The 17,880-nt window shown below is 58.0% G+C and carries 16 protein-coding genes; 2 read left to right on the forward strand and 14 right to left on the reverse strand.

Going from position 1 to position 17,880, the window contains the following annotated elements; genetic code table 11:
* The first annotated feature begins 122 nt into the window (after positions 1-122).
* Both lexA and ACTQZF_RS01240 read left to right on the forward strand, forming a co-directional pair.
* Complete coding sequence (gene lexA / locus ACTQZF_RS01235) at positions 123-767, forward strand: transcriptional repressor LexA (RefSeq protein ID WP_427717464.1); 645 nt, start codon at positions 123-125, stop codon at positions 765-767.
* Positions 767-1,471, forward strand: coding sequence for a heparan-alpha-glucosaminide N-acetyltransferase (locus tag ACTQZF_RS01240; protein WP_427748033.1), 705 nt, complete (start codon positions 767-769; stop codon positions 1,469-1,471). Before lexA ends, ACTQZF_RS01240 begins: the two co-directional genes overlap by 1 nt.
* Here ACTQZF_RS01240 and hflX read toward each other — a convergent pair.
* From hflX to ACTQZF_RS01310, 14 genes are all read right to left on the reverse strand, one after another.
* Positions 1,456-2,745: a GTPase HflX gene (gene hflX, locus ACTQZF_RS01245; protein WP_441554329.1), complete on the reverse strand. Its 1,290-nt coding sequence runs from the start codon at positions 2,743-2,745 to the stop codon at positions 1,456-1,458. The genes ACTQZF_RS01240 and hflX overlap by 16 nt on opposite strands.
* Positions 2,745-3,683 (reverse strand): tRNA (adenosine(37)-N6)-dimethylallyltransferase MiaA, encoded by a 939-nt coding sequence (gene miaA / locus ACTQZF_RS01250; protein WP_441554331.1) that lies wholly within the window; start codon positions 3,681-3,683, stop codon positions 2,745-2,747. The genes hflX and miaA overlap by 1 nt, the downstream gene beginning before the upstream one ends.
* A complete protein-coding gene (gene miaB, locus ACTQZF_RS01255) occupies positions 3,683-5,053 on the reverse strand; it encodes a tRNA (N6-isopentenyl adenosine(37)-C2)-methylthiotransferase MiaB (RefSeq protein ID WP_441554332.1) in 1,371 nt (456 codons plus the stop codon). The genes miaA and miaB overlap by 1 nt, the downstream gene beginning before the upstream one ends.
* Positions 5,054-5,117: 64 nt before the next feature.
* Positions 5,118-5,435 carry a stage V sporulation protein S gene (locus tag ACTQZF_RS01260; protein WP_118079896.1) on the reverse strand — a complete coding sequence of 106 codons (318 nt, stop codon included), beginning with the start codon at positions 5,433-5,435 and terminating at the stop codon, positions 5,118-5,120.
* 74 nt (positions 5,436-5,509) lie between these two features.
* Positions 5,510-6,595, reverse strand: coding sequence for an ATP-binding protein (locus ACTQZF_RS01265; protein ID WP_427717475.1), 1,086 nt, complete (start codon positions 6,593-6,595; stop codon positions 5,510-5,512).
* A 1-nt stretch (position 6,596) separates the two neighbouring features.
* Positions 6,597-8,150 carry a ribonuclease Y gene (rny, locus tag ACTQZF_RS01270; protein WP_441554333.1) on the reverse strand — a complete coding sequence of 518 codons (1,554 nt, stop codon included), beginning with the start codon at positions 8,148-8,150 and terminating at the stop codon, positions 6,597-6,599.
* 257 nt (positions 8,151-8,407) lie between these two features.
* The gene (locus ACTQZF_RS01275; protein ID WP_441554334.1) at positions 8,408-9,100 is read right to left on the reverse strand and encodes a regulatory protein RecX; all 693 of its coding nucleotides are present in this window, start codon (positions 9,098-9,100) and stop codon (positions 8,408-8,410) included.
* Positions 9,101-9,111: 11 nt separating this feature from the next.
* Positions 9,112-10,260 (reverse strand): recombinase RecA, encoded by a 1,149-nt coding sequence (recA, locus tag ACTQZF_RS01280; RefSeq protein ID WP_154516331.1) that lies wholly within the window; start codon positions 10,258-10,260, stop codon positions 9,112-9,114.
* A gap of 257 nt (positions 10,261-10,517) precedes the next feature.
* Positions 10,518-11,033: a CinA family protein gene (locus ACTQZF_RS01285; RefSeq protein WP_441554335.1), complete on the reverse strand. Its 516-nt coding sequence runs from the start codon at positions 11,031-11,033 to the stop codon at positions 10,518-10,520.
* Positions 11,034-11,060: 27 nt separating this feature from the next.
* Positions 11,061-11,609 carry a CDP-diacylglycerol--glycerol-3-phosphate 3-phosphatidyltransferase gene (gene pgsA, locus ACTQZF_RS01290; RefSeq protein ID WP_441554416.1) on the reverse strand — a complete coding sequence of 183 codons (549 nt, stop codon included), beginning with the start codon at positions 11,607-11,609 and terminating at the stop codon, positions 11,061-11,063.
* A gap of 99 nt (positions 11,610-11,708) precedes the next feature.
* Positions 11,709-13,058, reverse strand: coding sequence for a 30S ribosomal protein S12 methylthiotransferase RimO (rimO, locus tag ACTQZF_RS01295; RefSeq protein WP_441554336.1), 1,350 nt, complete (start codon positions 13,056-13,058; stop codon positions 11,709-11,711).
* A 26-nt stretch (positions 13,059-13,084) separates the two neighbouring features.
* Positions 13,085-13,582, reverse strand: a complete 498-nt coding sequence (locus ACTQZF_RS01300) for a YajQ family cyclic di-GMP-binding protein (protein ID WP_154516322.1) — start codon at positions 13,580-13,582, stop codon at positions 13,085-13,087.
* 26 nt (positions 13,583-13,608) lie between these two features.
* Positions 13,609-15,099, reverse strand: a complete 1,491-nt coding sequence (locus ACTQZF_RS01305; protein WP_441554337.1) for a RodZ domain-containing protein — start codon at positions 15,097-15,099, stop codon at positions 13,609-13,611.
* Positions 15,099-17,879, reverse strand: a complete 2,781-nt coding sequence (locus ACTQZF_RS01310; RefSeq protein WP_441554338.1) for a DNA translocase FtsK 4TM domain-containing protein — start codon at positions 17,877-17,879, stop codon at positions 15,099-15,101. The genes ACTQZF_RS01305 and ACTQZF_RS01310 overlap by 1 nt, the downstream gene beginning before the upstream one ends.
* Position 17,880 lies beyond the last annotated feature (1 nt).

Below are 17,880 nucleotides of genomic sequence, written 5' to 3' on the forward strand. Positions count from 1 at the left end.
AAGCCGCGAGGACAAAAAAGTCTAGCGCGGGAACGAGTGTTCGGTTATTATTATCTTCGAACAGTTGTTCCTGTCAAGCAAACATAGAACATTTGTTTGGGTTAGGTAGAGAGGAATCCCTGATGGCTCGCAAAATTACCAAGCGACAGCAGCAGATTTACGACTTCATCAAGGAGTATCAGCAGGAAAAGGGCTATCCGCCCAGCGTGCGTGAGATGGCTTCGGCTGTGGGTCTTTCCTCCCCTAGCACTGTACATGCACATCTCTCCGCACTGGAAGCACGCGGCCTGCTCAAACGTGACGCCACCAAGCCTCGTGCCCTAGAGCTCTTTGACGAGGACGGAGCCTCCGTCTCCATCTCAAAGTCCGATGAGCCCACGGCACCCCGCGGAACCGTATCGCTACCCCTCGTGGGCCGTGTCGCCGCAGGGATCCCCATCCTTGCCGAGCAGAATATCGAGGACACCTTTACCATCCCGACCGAGATCGCAACGGACCAGGGGTCTTTTATCCTCGAGGTCCACGGCAATTCGATGATTAACGTCGGTATCCTTAACGGCGACTATATCATCGTTCGCGAACAGAAGAGTGCCATGAATGGCGAGATCGTTGTGGCCATGATCGATGGCTCCGCAACGGTCAAAACGTTCTACAAGGAGCAGGGACGAGTTCGCTTGCAGCCCGAAAACGACACCATGGAGCCCATCTATGCGACAAATCCGACGATCCTGGGCAAGGTTGTTGGATTGATGCGCCGGTTCTCGTAATGCAAAACCGCATCACGGTCTTTGATACCATTCGCGGATTTACCATGCTGTCGATGGCAGGATTTCATGCTTGCTACGATCTTGCCTATCTTTATGGTTGGGATATGCCCTGGTTTACTCAGACCATCTTCCAAGACATCTGGCGTGCCAGCATCAGTTGGGTTTTTTTGTTTATTGCCGGCTGGATGTGCACCCTCTCGCGCAACAACATCAAGCGTGCCGTCAAATATGCCGCTGCCGCTTTTGTCGTATGGGTCGCGACGACGCTCGTCTCAGTCGATGACTCGGTGAACTTCGGCATCATGTTCTGCATGGCGGCCTGCACCGCCATTGTCGCGCTCGCGCGTCCGGTGATCGTTAAAGTGCCGTCGGTATGGGGTATAGCAATTTGCCTCACACTTTTTACCCTTACCTGGAGCATTCCTAAAACGGTTTATCCTATCCCCTATTTAGCTTGGCTGGGTTTCCCAAGCCCAGACTTTGTCTCTGGTGATTACTATCCAGTCATACCATTCTTATTTATGTACCTTGCAGGCTTCTTTGCCGCCCACACGACTCAGGAAGCAAACTATGAGGCGCCGGGATGGGCCTATGCGAATCCCATCCCGGCGCTCGCAAGTCTCGGGCGCCATGCGCTGCCGTTCTACCTGCTGCATCAACCGGTTATCTTGGGTGTACTGGAGCTGATTTACTCTGTTCGATAACGCTCGAGACGCGGTGCGATACGGGCTGGAAGCTTTGCCACAATACGAACGCCGTCCTCGAGGTATTCCTCGTGCAGAAGGGTTCCCTGTTCGTGCACAAGCGTGATTAACGCGCCCTCTCGATACGGGATATCGGCCGAGAGCAACACGTCCGTAGCGGCCGCCTCACGAGCGATGCGGTCGACTAAGTCATCAAGGCCCTCACCCGTCTGAGCCGAGAACAATACCGCCTCGGGATAGCGCCGGCGAAAGCTCAAGCGGTCGACGCTATCGAGCAGATCGATTTTATTGAACACGGTAAGCGTCAGGCGCTCACCGGCACCAATCTCGTCAAGGACACGATCAACCGCCTCAAGCTGACGCTCGTAATCCTCATCGGAAGCATCCACAACTTTAAGAACCAAATCGGCGCCGAGCACCTCGGAAAGCGTAGATTTAAACGCGTCGACCAGGCCATGGGGCAGCTTTTGAATAAAGCCAACGGTATCAGTGATCGTCATGCCACGGCCACCGGGTAAACGGTACGAACGCGTCGTAGGATCGAGCGTGGCAAACAGCTTATCCTGCGAAAGTACCGTGGATCCCGTCAATCGATTAAGCAACGTCGACTTACCGGCATTGGTGTAGCCAGCCAACGCTACGCGAAACGCCGGCGATTCAATACGGCTTTTCGATTGCACATCACGACGTTGTTCAACCTGTTTCAATTCGCGGCGAAGCGCAGCGATCTTGTCGCGAATCAGGCGACGGTCGACCTCGAGCTGGCTTTCGCCCTGGCCAAAACGCGATCCAATGCCGCCACGCGTCTGTTCCTTAGCAAGGTGGCTCCACATACCTCGCAGACGAGGCAGTAGATACTGCAACTGAGCCAGCTGCACCTGTAAGCGACCCTCACGCGTCTGAGCATGCAGGCCAAAGATATCCAAAATCAACGCCGTACGGTCAATAATCTTGACCGGTTCGCCCACGGCTTTCTCAAGATAGGACTGCTGTGAAGGAGTCAAGTCGTCGTCGAAGATTACAACATCCGCATCCATACGATGAACCAAACCGCATAGCTCCTCGACCTTACCGGAGCCGATAAACGATTTGGGATAAGGTTTAACCAGACGCTGAGACAAGCGTGCCACGCATTGGGCTCCAGCAGTGTGAGCCAAGCGCTCGAGCTCGTCGAGCGAACGGTCGAGCGGCCAGGCGTTATCGCGCCACTCAACACCAACCAAGACGGCACGCTCAGGTTCAGGCACCGTGGGAACCAAGGGAAAACGTGCCATTAGGCAGCCTCGATACGACGGTAGATATCATCGACGACCTCATCGATCGTAAACTCATCCATATCGAACCACACGATGCGGTCGTCACGCTTAAACCAGGAAAGTTGGCGCTTGGCATAGCGACGTGAGCGCATCTTAATAAGCTCGCGGGCCTCATCCATGGTAATAGCGCCTCGCAAGGCATCAATAATCTCTTTGTAACCGATTGCCTGCATCGACGTGAGTGCATCACCCAGGCCCTGGTCCATAAGGCCACGGACCTCATCAACCAGCCCCTGCTCAAACATAAGGTCGACACGCAGGTTAATGCGCTCATACAGCACTTCACGGCTACGCGTCAGACCAAACCACATGGCATGATAGCGCTCACGTGGAACGCTGAATTTAGACTTCTGCTGGGCATACGACACACCGTCATCGTGCATCTCGAGCGCACGGATCACGCGGCGCACGTTATGGGGATGAATCACGGCAGCCGATTCCGGATCACGCTCGGCAAGCAGGGCATGCATAGCTTTCTCGCCAATACGCTCGGCAAGCTCCTGATAACCCGTGCGACGTTCGTCCTCGAGCTCTCCCGAAGGAAAATCCATTTCATCGAGTGCAGCCTTAAGATACAAGCCCGTGCCGCCGCAAAAGACCGGAAGCCGTTGCTCACCAAGCAAACGCTCGATATGCGCCCGGGCATCAGACTGATAGAGCGCAGCAGAATACGCGACGCCCGGGTCCACGATATCGACAAGACGCAGGGGCACCGAGCACTCCTCGGGCATCATCTTGGCCGTACCGATATCCATACCGCGATAGATTTGCATCGCGTCACACGATAACACTTCAGACGACAGACGAGCAGCCAGGCGGTCGGCAACATCACTCTTGCCGACCGCCGTCGGACCGACGATCGCTACGGCAGAAAGGTTTGTGCCGGGGGAAACCATTAGCGAGGCTCACCCACAACGGAGCCAGACAGATACCACGTCTTGGCGACATCCACATCGACGTCGACGAATTTGCCGATAAGCTGATCGATGCTATAGCCAGCGGGAATCGGCGCATGCACTGTCTGGTTCTTAGGACTTTTACCAAGAAGGACAGCGTCGTTTTTCTTGCTCGTGCCCTCAATAAGCGCAGGCACCACGGTGTGAAGCTCGCCCTGGTTATACTCGTATGCCGTCGTCTCGATAACCTTGACCAGACGGTTAAAGCGCTCAAGGATAACCTCATGCGGGGTGGGATCATAGATCTCAGCTGCCGGGGTACCGGCGCGCTTGGAGTAAATAAACGTGTAGGCCTGGGCATAGCGCACCGTCTCGGCAAGCGAGAGCGTCTGCTCAAAGTCTTGCTCGGTCTCGCCCGGGAAGCCCACAATGATGTCGGTCGAAAGCGCAATTTCGGGCATACGGTTACGAATGCGATCGACCAGGCCCAGATAATCCTCGCGCGTGTACCGACGATTCATCTCTTTAAGGATGCGCGTGGAACCCGACTGAACGGCTAGGTGAAGCTGCGGCATAACGGCAGGTGTCTCGGCCATAGCATCGATGGTCTCGGGAAGCAAATCCTTGGGGTGCGAAGAAGTAAAGAAGATACGTTCGACGCCCGTATCACCCACGGCGCGCAGCAGGTCGGCAAAGCGCGGCTTGCCAAAGAGATCGCGACCGTAGGAGTTAACGTTTTGTCCCAGCAGCGTAATCTCGCGCACACCCTGACGCACCAGACCCGTCACCTCGTCGACAATCTCCTCGAAGGGGCGGCTCTTCTCGCGACCACGGACGTACGGCACGATGCAGTACGTGCAGAAGTTGTTGCAGCCCGTCATGATGGGCACCCATGCATGATACTGCGTCTCGCGATGCCACGGCATACTCATGGCGTCCGTATCTTCATGCTCATTCGTGCGGATATGGCGCTTGCCATCCATAAACGCCTCGGCGATAAGCTCCGCCACGTGCGCAATCGAATGCGTACCAAAAATAACGTTGACGTTATCGACGTTGGTGAGCAGGCCCTCGCCATCGCGCTGAGCGATGCAACCACCCACGGCGACCACACGCTTGCCCGAAGGAGAAGGAGGAAGACTCTTGCAGGAATTGCACTGACCGTACAGGCGCGTATCGGCAGCCTCGCGCACACAGCACGTCATGAATACGACAATATCGGCATGCTCCGGATCGAGCGCCATAAGACAGCCATAGGAATCGAGCAAACCGCTCACGCGCTCGGAGTCGTGCTGATTCATCTGGCAGCCGAATGTGCGGATAAAATAGGTTTTACCGGCAAGAATATCGCGTACGAAGCGCTGGTCCATGAGTTTACATCCTAACGATGATATCGACGGGGCACAAAGGTGCTAAAAACGTGCGAAAACTCGCTTACGCAACAGGCTTAACGTCGTCCATGACGACATTGTCCATAGCAGCCCGATTAATCTGGTGAACGTAGATAGAGAGACGGATTGCCGTGCGAGACTCCCCGTTAATGAGGATGTCAGAGAACACCGGCGCACAAGAGACATCAAAGCCAGTAGGGATCAAAAAACCTCGCGCAATGGCAACGGCCTTTATGGCCTGGTTGACGGCGCCGGCACCGACGCACTGAATGTTGACGGGAACGCCATCTTTGACCATACCGGCAATGGCGCCGGCAACGGACGCGGGCGATGATTTGCTTGATACCTTCAGGCAATCCATGAAGAAACTCCTGCGTTTAAAAGTACGTTTTAACTGCAATAACTGTATCGTACCGAGCGGACTCGGTAAAGATGCTACTCCTCTTTGGCAAGATCGAACGTCACGGTGATGCGATCACGTGAAACGCGAATCTTAGGGTCGCCGCACAGATTGAGGTAATACCGGGCGGCGAGGTCATTGAAGTCGCGCTCAACAGCACGCGAAAACTGCGCCATGTCATCCTTGGCAATGCGAAGGCCTCGACGGTCCTTGGCAAGATCGACTGGAGCCGGCAAATGCGAGGTGGAATCGCGCTCGCGCAGCAGGCGCGCACACACGCCGCGAACGGGCTTAATCTGTCCTGACAGAATACGGTGGGCAGTACGCTCGGACATCTCGAGACCCAGCCCGGAGCAAATCCGGATAAAGTCCTCGGCATCCGAAGCGAGACCTAAACGATCGATAACCGGAAGCTCACACTCGTCATCGATAAAGAGCAAGCGTGACGTATCGAGACGACTGGAAGCCTGGGCGTACAGGGTCGCAGCGATCTCGGACGGAGAGCCCAGATACACGTCGCAGTCGCGCAGCTCCTCAAGGGCAAACTCGCAGGCTGCGCGAATGATGTTGTGAGGACCGCGAGCGCATACATAGCGGCCGTCTTCGTCTTTAACCGCCTGAGGCCAGCTCGACTGGTCGGCGCGCTCAGCCAAGCGATCGGTATCAACGCACACCTTAAACGCTGAGCCCAAATCGACGCCCGATGTAACAACGCGTGCCTCATCGGTGTTCTGCTTGATAGAGAACAGCGCCATACCACGACCGTGAACACCCCAACGGTCCATCTTCATGCTCTCGAGCTTGGAGGTGACACGGGCATCGAAGATACGCTCCTGCATATCCTGCGGCACACCCGAACCGTTATCCAGGAAGAGGAGGGTACGAACACCCTCCTCCTTGGTCGTGGCTAGATAGACCTTATCGGCTCCGGCATCGCGAGCATTACGCAGCATCTCGATGACAATGTCCTCTACATGCTGAATGTCATGCTTGGCCTGACGGCGCTCGGCCTCCGAAACGCGGAGGCGGACATACCCCTCGCCAAGGTTTTCCTCGACGCGAAGGTTGCCCTCCCCCGACATCGACGCGATAAATGAGATGAGCTCGTTCGCGTCGTTCATGTTATTTAGCGATATCGACGGCACGGCTCTCGCGAATCACGACAACGCGCACCTGACCGGGATACTCCATCTCTTCCTCGATCTGATGGGCGATATCGTGCGCAAGCACCGTGGACTGGGCATCGGAAATCTTGTCCGGCTGAACCATGACATGGACCTCGCGACCGGCCTGCATAGCATAGGTACGCTCGACGCCGTCATGAGAGTTGGCAATCTCCTCGAGCTTCTCAAGGCGCTTGATGTAGCTCTCGGCCGACTCGCGACGGGCGCCGGGACGAGAAGCGGAAACAGCATCGGCAGCCTGGACCAGAACGTCGAGCACCGTGTTGGGGTCGACATCGGCATGATGGGCCTCGATTGCGTGGACGATAACGGGCTTCTCGCCATAACGGCGGGCAAGCTCGGCACCAATCACAGCATGCGGACCCTCAACGTCGTGGTCGATGGCCTTGCCCAGGTCATGCAGAAGACCCGCGCGCTTGGCGGTCACAACATCCAGACCAAGCTCGGAGGCCATGATGCCGCACAGGTCGGAGACCTCAAGCGAGTGCTGTAGCACGTTCTGACCAAACGAGGTGCGGTAGCGCAGAGCGCCCAGGGTTTTGACGATCTCGGGATGCAGGTCGTGGATTCCGGTATCGAAGGCGGCCTGCTCGCCGGCTTCGAGCACACGCTGCTGAACCAAGTCAGCGGCCTTGTGGTACATCTCCTCGATGCGGGCGGGGTGAATACGACCGTCGGCAATGAGGTTCTCGAGCGCCACGCGGGCGGTCTCACGACGGACCGGATCAAAGCTCGAAAGCACGACAGTCTCGGGGGTATCGTCGATCACAAGGTTGACGCCGGAAACCTGCTCGAAAGTACGGATGTTACGACCCTCGCGACCGATGATGCGGCCCTTAAGGTCATCGGAGGGAATATGAACGGACGTGACGGTGACCTCGGCGGTATGGTCGGCGGCACAACGCTGGATCGCCAGGGAGAGAATCTCCTGAGCGGTCTTATGGCACTCGGCGCGGACATGTTGCTCGGACTCACGGATGATGGTGGCCGCCTCATGGGTAACCTCGCCGCGGACCTTATCGAGCAGCTCCTTGTGAGCATCCTCGCGCGTAAGGTCGGCAATACGCTCGAGCTCGGAGGTCTGCTTGGCGCAAAGCTCCTCAAGTTCGCGAGAGCGCTTCTCGACCTGACCGGCCTGGCTGGACAGCTGATGCTCGCGCTTATCGAGCGCATCGTTGCGTCGGTCGAGCGATTCCTCGCGCTGCATCACGCGATTTTCGAGCGCGCGAATCTCGCTCTTACGCTGCTTGTCCTCGGCCTCGGCGGCCTGTTTGTTCTTGATGATCTCTTCCTTAGCCTCGAGCAGAGCCTCTTTTTTGAGGGTCTCGGCCTGACGCTTAGCATCACCGATCAGGGACTCTGCCTGCGCGTGTGCCGACTGAATCTTTTCTTCGGCCTCGTGAAGACTACCCTGCTTGGCGGTGCGCATGTAGGCAATGGCGACGATGGCACCCAAAACAATGCCAACGAGCGCTGCAATGATAGGCGGCATGCTCACTCCTTTTTATGGATTCGTTACACAACAAAGCGAACCGTCCATACGAACGGCTCGCGACATTTGAGTAATATGGGCGCAGCTTATGCGGGTCGGATACAGATAAACATATAAACAAACTCATCGCAGATGAGCACATATCACAATGCAAATGACAGTAATTATCCTACGTTGAACCGCAACAACTGTCAAATTAACGCACCCAGCACGGCGCCTATCGAGCGGTGAACGGCAGGAGCGTAACGTGCGCATGCTTAAACGTCGCATTTCTCGCTTAAGGCATCGAGGCGCGCCTTAACGGCATCGGCGGCAATGTGATAGGAAAAGCCCTTGCCCATCAAAAATCTGACGAGCTTTTCGAATGCACGTGCCTCGGGAACGCGACGCTTAGCGAGCAAAGCCGATGCGCGAGCCAAGTCGTCATCCTCGGCAAAATAAGCCTCGGGATACCCTGGAATCTCATCAAGTGCAACATGGCGACGCTTGAGTTCAGTCTCGATTTTGCGCTGTCCCCAACCACGACGCTTACGCTCCTCGATAAAGTACGAGCAAAAGCGGTTCTCATCTAAAAAATGATACTCGATGGCACGATTGACGGCAAAGTCGATCGCGGGCTGTCGAAAGCCATAGCGAGCCAACTTATCGCGCACCTCGCCTGTAGCATGATCACGACGCGAAAGCATCTCGGTCACCATGGTGAGCGCACATTTGCATTCGATAAGCTGCACCGCCTCGCGAAAGTCATCCCAGTCGCAGGGAAGATCGAGACGGTTCTGAACGTACACACGTGCCACACGCACGGGAATCCAAATGGACCGTTCAAAACCGCCCTCCAGATCGCAATCGATATGTGCACAGGGCTTTTTAGACGCATAACCGCTCGAGAACGAGGAGGCCGTCTTCTTATCCGGAAAAACGACCCTAGCCTCGGTAACCGTATACGACATGTCGGCATCCGTTACTCGTCGTCATCGTCGAGCATCGCGGAGCCATCGATGGCATACAGCTCGTCAAACTCCTCGGGGGCGGGCTGATCGGTCAACTCAACCTCGGAGGGGGCATCATCGTCATACTCAAGACCGCAGGCAAGGCGAACCTTGTGCTCGATCTCGTCGGCGCAATCGGGATGCTCGCGCAGGAACGTCTTAGCGGCCTCGCGACCGTTGCCGAGTTTGTCCTCACCATAGGCAAACCAAGACCCCATCTTTTTGCATATGCCGCACTCGACAGCCATATCCAAAATCGAGCCCTCTTTAGAAATGCCGGTGCCATACATGATGTCAAATTCGGCCGAGCGGAACGGAGCAGCCACCTTGTTCTTAACGACCTTGGCACGTACGCGATTGCCGATAACCTCGTCCTTGAGCTTGATGGTATCGATTTTGCGAATATCGATACGCACGGAAGAGAAAAACTTGAGTGCGCGGCCGCCTGTGGTGGTCTCGGGGTTGCCGAACATGACGCCGATCTTCTCGCGCAATTGGTTAATGAAGATGCAGGTTGTGTTGGACTTGGCAAGCGAGCCGGCGAGCTTGCGGAGCGCCTGACTCATCAAGCGAGCCTGCAGACCCACCGTCGTGTCACCGATCTCGCCCTCGATTTCGGCACGTGGAGTCAAAGCGGCAACAGAGTCGACGACGATGGCGTCGATGGCACCGGAACGCACAAGCATGTCAACGATCTCGAGCGCCTGTTCACCCGTATCGGGCTGGGAAATCAGCACCTCGTCGATATCGACGCCGATGCGCGCGGCGTAGGTGGGATCAAGCGCATGCTCAGCGTCGATAAAAGCCACGACACCGCCCATGGCCTGCGCCTCTGCAAGAATCTCGAGCGAAAGCGTTGTCTTACCGGAAGACTCGGGGCCATAAATCTCAACGATACGGCCGCGCGGCACGCCGCCGATACCCAAGGCGGCATCGAGCGCCAGAGAGCCCGTCGGAATAGCCTCGACCTCGAGCTCGGGACCGCCGTCGCCATACCTCATAATAGAACCCTGGCCGAACTTCTTCTCGATCTCGGCCTTGGTAGTGGCGATCATCTCGTCGCGCTCTTTGCCCGTCGTGCGCGTATGAACGGTACGTACGGGACCTGAATTCTTGGCCATGAATAGCCCTCCTCTTAACAACCTGAATCGATGATAAACGAACGGCTGTTCGTGGTCAACCGTTCAGGTTCATCATATACACCCGTCCATTCCAAAACCCGACCAAACGCCGACCAATCACCGACCAAACGCTTGACCATGCCAATCGCAAATACGAGTGCTCGTACAAATTAAAGACATGTGCCAGCGCAAGCGCATTCCTTGCCAAAGGTCCCTATCTCCACAATTAAGGGGCCCTAAGGCCCCTTAAAACACGTCTATTCCATGGAATTGAGCACGCGGACAATGCGTTCCAAAGCCTCAGCGACCGCATAGGCACGGACGCACGACCGATCACCCTCGTAGTGACAGCGCGCAGACTCAACGACCGTCGCTCCCCCATCGGCCGCACGATACGCCCAGCCGATATAGAACGTGCCGACGGGGTCTTGCTCGGTGCCGCCGCCGGGCCCAGCGTAGCCCGTTGCGCTCACGGCGACATCGCTCTGATAGAGGCCCAGCGAGCCCGCGGCCATCTCACGCGCCGTCTGATGCGACACGGCGCTAAACCGATCGAGCGTTTCCTGCTCGACGCCGAGCACGCGATGTTTGATCTCATCGCAGTAGGTCACCGCACCGCCACGAAGCACCGCCGAGGCACCCGGGATATCGGCAATCGTCGAGGCGATCATGCCCGCCGTCAGCGACTCCGCCGTCGACACCGTCACGCCACGGGCACTCGCGCGCTCGACAATATCGCGCGCCAGCTCCTCGTTGTTTGCGGCGATCTGCAAATAAGACTCCGTCATACCCACCAGGACCTAGACCGAAAAGACGATCTTGCGGCAGTTCCAGAAGTACTGGGCACCCGAGATAATGGTCAAAATGACAGCGATGACGTACAGGAAGCGCGACACCGAATAGACACCGAGCAGCAGCGACTCCGGCCCCAGCTGAAGACCGGCCATCGCAAAGACGCACAGATAGCCACAGATGGAGACCATCGTGGTCGCCGTCTTGTACTTGCCGAGCTTATCGGCGGCAACGACCACACCGGCAGCACTCGCGACCATGCGAAGTGCGCTCACCAACAGCTCGCGAAACAGGATAATGAACACGGACCACACGGTCACCGCGCCAAAATCCAAGAACAGCAGCAAGGCCGAGAACACCAGCAACTTGTCGGCGATGGGGTCCAAGAACTTGCCGAAATCGGTGATCTCGTTGCGTGAGCGCGCCAGATAGCCGTCGACCTTATCGGTGCACGACAGGATCACATACAGAATGAAGGCAGCGGCGGCGAGCGGGCCGTCGAAGGTGCTCCAGTCCGTACCGGCAACGCTCGCGTGAGACAGAGCCGAGACGATCATGAACACCGGAATAAAGACGATGCGCACGCACGTCACGATGTTGGCGGGCGTCCAAACGCTCGTCAGTTCCTTATTGCTCTCGTTTGCCACGACGCTCTCCTACTCCACAACATGGCCGATAAGCTCATAGCAGAAGCTATCGGTAAACTCGACGGTCAAAATATCGCCCACGGACGCCTCGCTGGCGTCCAGATGCACCGCGCCATCGGAATCGGGCGCCTGGAACCAGGCATGACCGATCAGCTCGGCGCCGTCCTCGGTCTCCTCGATACCGTCGACGATTACCTGGGCGCGCTCGCCCACATGGGCTGCCGTGGCGGCAAAACCCAGCGACTCGGCCAGATCCATGGCCTCCTGGGCGCGCTCGAGCTTGACCTCCTCATCGACCTGGCCCTCCATATTGGCGGCCAGGCTGCCCTCCTCCCGCGAGTAGGCAAAGACGCTCGTATAGTCAAAGCCGACGGTGTCCATAAAGTCGATAAGATCACGGAACTCGTCGTCGGTCTCGGTCGGAAAGCCGACCATGGCCGTGGAGCGAATCACGATGCCGGGGATACGATCACGAAGATCGCGGAACAGTTCCTCGAGCTCCTGACGCGAACCGGAGCGACGCATGGCCTTGAGGATGCGCGCGTCGCAGTGCTGCACGGGGATATCGATATAGGGCAATACCTCGGGCGTATCGCGAATCGTCTCGATAAGCTCGTCGGTCATGCCCTCGGGCTGCAGATAGAGCACACGAACCCAGACGTTGTGCGGGCGCACAGCCTCGGCGACGGCGCGCAGCAGCTGCGCCAAATTGCGCGGTGAGGCCTCAGCGGCGTCCTCATCGGCAAAGTCGGTGCCCCAAATGCCCGTGTCCTGGCCGATTAGCACGATCTCGCGCACACCGCCGGCAACCAGGTCGCGCACCTCGGAGATAATGCTTTCGGCATTGCGCGAATGATAGCGACCGCGAATGTAGGGAATCATGCAGAAGCTGCAAAAACGATTGCAGCCATCGGAGATCTTGACGTAGGCGACAGCGCCCTCGACGGTACGCTTGACCTGCGGGATATAGGCAGCGATTTTACGCTCCACACCAAGAACGCCATCGATGACAGAGACGATACCGTCTTCCTCATCGGCCTTCACAAATGCCGCGACCTCGGGCAGCTCGTCGGGCAGGTCGTCGCCGTAACGAGACGGCACGCAACCACACATGACAATGGGGCAGGAGCGAACGCCGTCCTGCACCTCGTTAGCGAGCTCGAGCGTGGTCTCGATGCTCTCAGACGTCGCCGAGGTAAGAAACGAGCACGTATTGACAATGGCGATATCGGCATCCTGAGGATCGAATGCCTCCTCGTAGCCCGCAGCGGCCAGCAGCGAACGCATGCGGTCGGTATCGACCTCGTTCTTGGCGCAGCCAAGCGTGATATAGAGTACGGAACCCAACGGAGTATCCATGTTGGAGAGCGGTCCTTTCGAGTAAATTAGCGGTAGTTGGTAAACTGCAGCGGCTGTCCGTAGTCCTGGTCGCGCAGGAACTGAATCACCGTCTGTAAAGCGTCCTTAGAAGCCGAGGAAACGCGCAGCTTATCGGCCTCGATGGTCACCTTGACCTTAAGCTTTTGATCCTTGATATCTTTATTGATCTTCTTTGCGGTCGCCTGGTCGATGCCCTCGACGATATGACCGAGCACGCGCACGGTACCGCCCGAAGCCGCCTGCGGGGTGTCCCAAGAGACAGCCTTGAGGTCGATACCGCGCTTGATGAGCTTGGAGCTCAAAACATCGATGATCTGCTTGGAGACAAAATCGGCCGGAGCGTTAATCGTAAAGAGCTTGTCGCCCTTCGAAAGCTCGATGGTGGCGCCGGAGTCTTTAAGGTCATAGCGCTGGGAAATCTCGCGGGCGGTCTGCTGGAAGGCGTTATCGACCTCCTGCATGTTAACCTCGGACACAACGTCAAAGCTGGAATCTTTAGCCATGGTTCTTCCTTTCGGTACGGGGAGCCTTAGTAGCTGTCGTACGAATAGTCATCTGAATCGTTCACTGTCTGGCCGTCGGATGCCGTGTCGGTGCCGACGGTAGACTGGACATCGGTGCCGTCGGCATTATCGGTACCGCCGGCATTATCGCCGTTCGCGGAGTCAGCGGTCTCCTTCTTGGGAACGGTAATGGTCACGCGCGCCACACCCGATGTCTTGGTGTCATAGCGAACCTTTTCACCATTCTTGGTGACCGTGACATCGGAGGGCTTGGACGTGGTGATCTCAATCGAGGACTCGGGCGTGTACTCCTGCTCAAAAGGACCGGTCGCTTGAGCGCCATAGACCGATTTACCGTCGACCTTGACCTCGATCCAGGCGGTCTTGCCCTTGGCTACAGAGACCTTGACCTTGGTGACCTCGTCCTCTTCCTTTTCCACCGTCGCCTTGGCAGCATCGGAACCGGCCGCATCCGTCGCCTCGTCGGCGTCTTCATCCTCGTCAGTGGATTCGGTCTTCTTGGAAGATTTCTTAGTCGTCGTCTTGGTAGCCACGGGTGTCTCGGGCGTCGACTCGGGTGCAGCAGAGCCGCAACCACGCAGGAGTACCACGATGAGCAAAATCAACAGTAGCACCACGGCACCGATGCCGACGTAAATAATGCGCGGATCGATCGTGTTGTATTGAGAGGCGCGCCCAACGCCGCGTCCGCGATTGGAGCTACCACGACCATTACCCTGCGGTATGCGGCCGCGACCGCTATCGGGACGACCACGATAGCTACTCTGGCGCTGCGAACCCCGCAGGCCCGGACGCGGCGCAAGCTCGCCACGGCCCTGATAGCCGCGCTGGCCAGAGCGAGGCACCGAAGAGCGCTGCCCATAGGGCTGGGATTGCGAACGGAGGCGCGGCGTCACCTGCGTGGTATCGGCGTCGGAACAGCCATCGTGGGAACGCCCGGCGGGTACTCCGCGATAGCTACGACCGGAGTATCCGCCGTCGCCGTAACCGGCGCGAGGATCGCGACTCAACCCACGAGCGGCGGGAAGCGCACGGTCATCTGGCAGGGGCGTACTGCGAAAACGATCTCGCTGAGAACGAATTTCCTCGCTGGAGCCCGTCTCGGTGATATAGCCCGCCTGCGGAGGGCGCTGGCCGTACCGTGTCGTACGACCACCCTGAACCATCAAAAAACGACCGTTATCGACCGAAGAACGCGAGTTAACGTAGCCGGCAGCATCCTGAAAACGACCGCCCTGCTGCGAGGTATCGCGTTCATATGCCATGAGGTCGTCAAAATAAGCGTTGACGACCTCGCGCGGGTTAAGCCCCAAAAAGCGAGCGTAGCTCGATATCATGCCCTGCGCATAGCCACGCGGGGGCATCGATGCAAAGTTACCAGTCTCGAAAAACTCGATGATCTGCGGCCTGATTTTGATGGTGTTGGCGACCTGCTGGATGGAAAGGCCCATCCGGCGACGCTGCTCGAGCAGCATGTCACCAAAGCGTGCAGCCATCAGAATCCTCCAAACTCACGATCTTCACGTACCATCTCGGCGTCGACAGACTCCAGCGCGGCAAGCCCTTCGTCATCCAGCAGGACCTCGCGCGGCTTGGAACCGTCGGGCGGGCCGACGACGCCCTTTTCTTCCAGCATGTCCATAATACGCCCGGCGCGCGCATAGCCAACCTTGAGGCGGCGTTGCAGGCCAGATGTGGAGCCAAGCTGCGATTCCACCACAATATGGGCGGCCTCCCAGATAAGCGGGTCGTCATCCTGCGGCTCGGCAACGCCCGTGCGAACAATGCCGCCACCAGCCATGGACATGGAAGCAGGCGCCACGGCAGACAGAATCTCCTCGTGGTAGTCGGGCTCGCTTTGCGACTTAACGAACTCGACGATCTCGTTGATCTCATCATCCGAGACAAAACAGCCCTGGATACGGCGGGGCTTGCCCCAGTCGACCTTGGAGAACAGCATGTCGCCCAAACCGGTGAGCTTTTCGGCGCCCATCTGGTCGATAATGACGCGGGAATCGATGCCCGTGGCCACGTTAAAGGCGATACGATTGGTAATGTTGGCCTTAATGAGGCCCGTCACCACGTTGGAGCTGGGGCGCTGCGTAGCCACGATAAGGTGAATACCGGCGGCACGGCCCAGCTGGGCGATACGAACGATCGAGGCCTCGACATCCTTGCCGGCAACCATCATCAGGTCCGAAAGCTCATCGATGATAATGACCAGATAGGGCATCTTTTGCGGCGGGTTATCGTAGTGTTCGAACTCGCCGGCGGCCTGCTTTTCGTTATACGTCGAGATCTTGCGAACGTTGAGGCGCTCGAAGACCTTCAGGCGACGCTCCATCTCGGACACAGCCCATTGCAAGGCACTCGCAGCCTGCTTGGGTTCGGTCACCACGGGCACATAGAGATGGGGCAGGCCGTTATAGCCGGCAAGCTCAACGCGCTTGGGATCGACCATGATCAAGCGAACGTCCTCGGGAAGCGCGCGCATGAGCAGGGTCGTGATGATGGAGTTGATCATGACCGACTTACCGGAACCGGTGGTACCGGCAATAAGCAGGTGGGGCATCTTGGCGAGGTCGGCGACAACCGGCGTACCCTCGGCATCGCGACCGATGGCCAGCTCGAGCGGACCGCCCTTCACATAGGGAAGCACGTCGCCCAGGTTAACGTTCTGGCGCTTGCGATTGGGAATCTCGATACCCACAAGCGAGGTGCCGGGAATCGGCGCAAAGATACGCACCGACTGGGCGGCAAGCGAAAGCGCGATATCGTCCTCGAGGCTCGAAATCTTGCTCACGCGCTCGCCCTCGCCGGGCTGCAGCTTAAAGGTCGTCACCGTGGGACCGGCAATCCAGCCGACGACGCGAGCGCTACGGCCAAACTCCAGCAACGTGGACTGCAGCGACTCGGCAGTCTGCTCCAACTCCTTGTCAGAAGACGCGGCGGACGCCGACTGCGGGTTGGCGTGCAGGATTTCGAGCGGCGGGAGTTTGAGGCCATCCTCTTGCTCGCCCTCGACATCGGCAGCGGTGCCGTCAGCTCCCCCATCGCCGGCTGCAACAGGAGCAGCGAAAGCCGTAGGGGTGGGGGCATCGGCAACCTTGGGGTGTTTCAGGAAATCGGGGATCTGCGGGGCAGCAGACACGGGGTTCACGGCAAACGGCGGCTCGGACTCGTCGACCTTGTCCGGGTCGTCTTCCATCGAAAGCTGTCCGGTGACCTGTCCTCGCCTGTCTTGGCGACGCGGCAGCAAAGTTGTCTTGGCGGTCTCGAGCGGACACTCGTCATCCTCGTCATCGCCCGCGGTGAGTTCGATTTCGCTATCGGACCAAGACGGGTCGGGCTCACTCGTGTTGAGCTTAGGCGCGGACTTGCCATGCTTGGCATGGCGACGCGGCAGCAGCGTGGTCTTGGCGCGCTCGGCCTCCACAGCCTCGGACACGTCGACAAACGGATCATCGTCCTCGTCATCATCGTCCAGAACAGGGTCCGCGTCATTGCCCATGACCGTGGTCACGGCCATATCGGAGCCCTTCTGACGAAGAATGCTCAGGTGCGGACGGGCGATGCCGGGAACCGACAGGGCCTCTTCGTCGCCCCACGGGCTCGCATTGACATCGGCACGACGACGCTCGGCAAAATCGGCAGCGCGATTGCGCGCAGAGCGCAAAACGCCGCCCACCGAAAAGCCGATGATGACAAAGCCAACGACGGCCAAACCCAACAGGACCACCATCGCGATAGGTTTACCCAGGGCATTCTGCAGCGCACTCGCAATAAACGCACCGATGTAGCCACCCGAAGCGGATAGGTTTTGCGGCACAAACATGAGGTCGCACGAATCGCTCGTGCCCGGCACCATCAACGAAAGAATGGAGACGACGGCGATAAAGACAACGGCGCCACCCGCGACCGAGCGAATGTTGAGCGGCGAGTCCTCACCCAAAAAGAGCGTGGCGGCAAACAGCAAAATGACGATCGGCAGCACGTAGGCGCCCAGGCCAAAGCCAAGATGGTAGAAACCGGCAACCGCTGCCGTCACGGGTGCCGTTGCCGGAGAAATCACGGCAATGAAAGACGCAATCGCCAAAACGGCAATAACCACGCCGGCGATATCGCGGTTGGCCGAAGGCTCGACCAGGGGCTCAACATCGTCGAACTCGGCCTCGTGGCCCTTATTGGCACGAAGATGGGAACCGGCACCCTTAGCAGATGCCGGTTGGTTGTTGGCTTTATTGCCTTTGGCGTTTTGTGCAGATCCGCGCGCCAAA

The sequence above is a fragment of the Collinsella sp. LCP19S3_H3 genome (genome assembly GCF_052119145.1).
Classification (GTDB): Bacteria; Actinomycetota; Coriobacteriia; order Coriobacteriales; family Coriobacteriaceae; genus Collinsella.

Bases quoted from the DNA above. Each gene is read 5' to 3' on its own strand.
- hflX (WP_441554329.1), bottom strand. From the start codon at position 2,745: ATGGCACGTTTTCCCTTGGTTCCCACGGTGCCTGAACCTGAGCGTGCC.
- ACTQZF_RS01265 (WP_427717475.1), bottom strand. From the start codon at position 6,595: ATGAACGACGCGAACGAGCTCATCTCATTTATCGCGTCGATGTCGGGG.
- ACTQZF_RS01240 (WP_427748033.1), top strand. From the start codon at position 767: ATGCAAAACCGCATCACGGTCTTTGATACCATTCGCGGATTTACCATG.
- rimO (WP_441554336.1), bottom strand. From the start codon at position 13,058: ATGGATACTCCGTTGGGTTCCGTACTCTATATCACGCTTGGCTGCGCC.
- pgsA (WP_441554416.1), bottom strand. From the start codon at position 11,609: ATGATCGTCTCGGCTCTGTCTCACGCGAGCGTTGCCGGTACGGACTGG.
- miaA (WP_441554331.1), bottom strand. From the start codon at position 3,683: ATGGTTTCCCCCGGCACAAACCTTTCTGCCGTAGCGATCGTCGGTCCG.
- recA (WP_154516331.1), bottom strand. From the start codon at position 10,260: ATGGCCAAGAATTCAGGTCCCGTACGTACCGTTCATACGCGCACGACG.
- ACTQZF_RS01305 (WP_441554337.1), bottom strand. From the start codon at position 15,099: ATGGCTGCACGCTTTGGTGACATGCTGCTCGAGCAGCGTCGCCGGATG.
- miaB (WP_441554332.1), bottom strand. From the start codon at position 5,053: ATGGACCAGCGCTTCGTACGCGATATTCTTGCCGGTAAAACCTATTTT.
- lexA (WP_427717464.1), top strand. From the start codon at position 123: ATGGCTCGCAAAATTACCAAGCGACAGCAGCAGATTTACGACTTCATC.
- rny (WP_441554333.1), bottom strand. From the start codon at position 8,150: ATGCCGCCTATCATTGCAGCGCTCGTTGGCATTGTTTTGGGTGCCATC.
- ACTQZF_RS01300 (WP_154516322.1), bottom strand. From the start codon at position 13,582: ATGGCTAAAGATTCCAGCTTTGACGTTGTGTCCGAGGTTAACATGCAG.
- ACTQZF_RS01275 (WP_441554334.1), bottom strand. From the start codon at position 9,100: ATGTCGTATACGGTTACCGAGGCTAGGGTCGTTTTTCCGGATAAGAAG.
- ACTQZF_RS01260 (WP_118079896.1), bottom strand. From the start codon at position 5,435: ATGGATTGCCTGAAGGTATCAAGCAAATCATCGCCCGCGTCCGTTGCC.